This window comes from Aequoribacter sp., assembly GCF_965659035.1.
Classification (GTDB): domain Bacteria; phylum Pseudomonadota; class Gammaproteobacteria; order Pseudomonadales; family Halieaceae; genus Aequoribacter.
In genome coordinates this window covers 1-2412 of record NZ_CBFHWH010000091.1, presented here as the reverse complement: position 1 = coordinate 2412, position 2412 = coordinate 1, and the positions used below count along the sequence as shown (strand labels likewise).

2 protein-coding genes are annotated in these 2412 nt (G+C 50.8%); one reads left to right on the top strand and one right to left on the bottom strand.

The genetic code is table 11. The features are described from left to right. Positions 1–112: 112 nt before the first annotated feature. Positions 113–886, top strand: coding sequence for an RMD1 family protein (locus ACTF5Z_RS10405; RefSeq protein WP_438985574.1), 774 nt, complete (start codon positions 113–115; stop codon positions 884–886). A 79-nt stretch (positions 887–965) separates the two neighbouring features. Here ACTF5Z_RS10405 and ACTF5Z_RS10400 read toward each other — a convergent pair whose 3' ends face one another. Continuing rightward, on the bottom strand, positions 966–2276 hold the full coding sequence (locus ACTF5Z_RS10400) for a spinster family MFS transporter (protein ID WP_423855563.1): 1311 nt from the start codon (positions 2274–2276) through the stop codon (positions 966–968). Between the last annotated feature and the right edge of the window lie 136 nt (positions 2277–2412).

Here is a 2412-nt window from a genome sequence, read left to right as displayed (position 1 = left end):
AGACGATTTTGACAAAATGGCTGTATTTGGTGTTCAACGACTGCGCGCAGCCCTTGTGTTGCGAGCTCAAGATCACCACGCGTAACCCAATTATTGATAGAGAGAAACAGACATGAAAAAACAAGGCATAACCGTTACCGTGCTGGGCCAAGACCTAGAGGCGGCAAAATTGAATGCGCTAGTGGTAGAGCAGCTCGGCGCTGTACGCTATCGCGATGCGTATGGCATTAAGACCCTAAGTGGCGAAAGCTGGTTGTTCGACTACGGAATTTTAGTGTCGTGGGGGACCCCTGAAGACGAGCGCCAAAACTTATTGGCGCAGTTAGAAGACATTACCTCGGATGGTGCGGTATCAATTCCCATGGAGCAATACGCCTGGGCAGTGGATGAGGCCCAGGCTTTTGCGGTGGCGCACGATGTGCTTACCTTGCCCAGTGACGATACCCACGTAAAACTGGCCTTAAGTCATGCCTTCGCGCAGTCGGCGAAAGTCATGTACTTTGAAGACATCGCGTTAAAGGTGATTGAAAGCACGGCTCAGATTCCACATCAGTTGGCCGCTACCGGTAAAATACCGTTGTCACGTGTGGATGTATCAAAAACGCGCGGTCATTTATTAACAACCATCAATGACATTAACTTGCACTTCGGTTTACTGGATACGCCCGAGTTCTTCTGGGATTATCCAGAGCTTGAGTCTTTGTACTTGCGCTTAGCGAAATATTTGGACCTGCAACAACGTATCGAGATTTTGGGTAAAAAATTGGCGACGCTGCAAAACATGCTCGACATGTTGGCTGAGGAGCAGCATCACAAACACGCTGCGTTTTTGGAGTGGATCATTATTATTTTAATTGCGGTCGATATTGCGATTTACTTTTTTTAAATTCGGTGCACATCGGCGTGTGCTTGGGTCAGAGCGTTTAGATGTGCCCCTCAGGTTTTTGGGCCTGAGGGGCCCTGACTTATTGAGCCTTGGCGAGGTCTCTGTTGCGCTGTTCCGCATCGGTCCAGTCTTTGGGGAGATACTTAGACACGAACAAGAAACTAATAATGGACGGTATAAAGAAAGCGCTCGTGACCGACATCGCATAGCGAATAGACTCAAGTTCAGGGTTGCCTCCTTTAAATACGTCGATTAACCAGCCGGAAAAGGTGGGTCCGCCGCCAAGGGCAATCATGTTCAAAATAAAGAAGAAAAGAGCGGTCGACATGGCGCGCATATTAATGGGTGCCAGTGTTTGCGCGATTGCGAAGCAGGGCCCGAGATAGGCGCCTAAAAACAACAGTAGAGCCGTTGTTGCGGCCAGGTGCAGCCACACTGTCGGCACCCAAAAACTACCGATAGCCAGAGGTAGGCAAATACCAATAGTGATTGCGGGTAGCCAGCCGTAGGCGCGAATATTTTTTGCACCCCAGGCATCGGTAATGCGGGCTCCGATAAAGGCACCGCCCGCATAGGTGGTGCCATTGATGATACCTAGCACGATCACCAGTGTTTTAAAGTCAAAACTGGGGTCGAGCATGACCACATACTTGGTTTGGAAGGCAGAGAAGGCGTAAGACACAAACGAGCCAAACGCAATGCCAAAGGCCATGAACCACCACGCGGGTATTTTCAGCAGCTGCTTTAACGACTCTTTAAAGGGTGGTTGTTTTATGGAGGCGTGGTCCTCAAATTCCATGGCGCCGCGCTTGGGTTCTTTTAGTACCAGTTTTACGATGCCTGCGAGCACCACACCGGTGATACCTAAAATAATAAAAATACGACGCCAGTCGACTTCACCTTCGCCCATCAAGGACGCAGTGGCGAAGTAAGCCGCCATAATGCCAATGGGGATGCCCATCGAGTACACGCCCAGGGCCCCGGCGCGTTCTTCTTTGGCGTACATGTCCGAAATAATGGAGTGTGAGCTCGGGCTGCCACCGGCTTCACCGATGCCCACGCCCATGCGCGCTAGACCGATTTGCAAGAAGTTATTAGCCAGCCCCGTTAGTGCCGTAAAGGCGCTCCAGGTTGCCAGCGCAATGGCCAGGATATTGACGCGGCTGTAGCGGTCAGCGAGCCAAGCGATGGGGATAGCGACCACCGTATAGAAGGTGGCAAAGGCCAAGCCGATGAGCAAGCCCAGCTGGGTGTTGGTTAGATCTAAGTCCGCCTGAATAAAAGGCGCAAGAATGCCAACGATTTGACGGTCGATGAAGTTAAAGCCGTAAATAACGGTGAGCAAGAGTAATGCAAAGGTACGGTATCGCTTGTTTGGGGTCGTGCTCATGACATGCCTTTTACAGTGTTATTTTTAGGAGCTCTAAACCTACGTGAAGCAGGGGTGGGGGGCAAGCCTTTTTGATGCAAAAGTCTCGACAGCTACTTTCAGCGTTGTGGACGGTTGAGAGACCGTTTTTCGGGTC

Excerpts from the sequence above, each read along its gene's own strand:
- ACTF5Z_RS10400 (WP_423855563.1), bottom strand. The coding sequence starts at position 2,276 with ATGAGCACGACCCCAAACAAGCGATACCGTACCTTTGCATTACTCTTG.
- ACTF5Z_RS10405 (WP_438985574.1), top strand. The coding sequence starts at position 113 with ATGAAAAAACAAGGCATAACCGTTACCGTGCTGGGCCAAGACCTAGAG.